The following is a 418-nucleotide window of genomic DNA, read 5'->3' on the forward strand; positions in this document are numbered from 1 at the left end:
GGCTATTAACAATGGCGGGGATGATTATATTCAAAAACCATTTGACAGCCATGTGTTGGTGGCGAAATTACAAGCAATTATAAGAAGAACTTATGAGTACATAACAGCAGAATCTCATCTAATCGAATCTAATAATGTGATATTAAACCTTAACGATGCAAAAATATACTTCCAAGATCAGAGTTTAGAGCTTACAAAGAATGAATTTAAAATTCTAAAAACGTTAATGGAAAACAAAGGGAAAGTTGTTTCGCGGGATAATTTAATGAGACAGCTTTGGAATGATGATATTTACGTAAACGAAAATACATTGACAGTAAATATAAATAGATTAAGGAATAGATTAGAGGGGATTAATGTTGATGACTTTATTTTAACAAAAAAAGGAATGGGATATATAATTCAATGAAATTAATTG

The 418-nt window shown here is 29.7% G+C and carries 1 protein-coding gene; it reads left to right on the forward strand.

Annotated elements, in window-relative coordinates:
* Nucleotides 1-409, forward strand: a 409-nt coding sequence (locus SB764_RS38440) for a winged helix-turn-helix domain-containing protein (protein WP_410866525.1), incomplete at its 5' end; no start/stop codon positions are given.
* Nucleotides 410-418: the final 9 nt, after the last annotated feature.

The sequence above is a fragment of the Paraburkholderia sp. SIMBA_027 genome, from assembly GCF_046535315.1.
Lineage (GTDB): Bacteria > Pseudomonadota > Gammaproteobacteria > Burkholderiales > Burkholderiaceae > Paraburkholderia > Paraburkholderia tropica.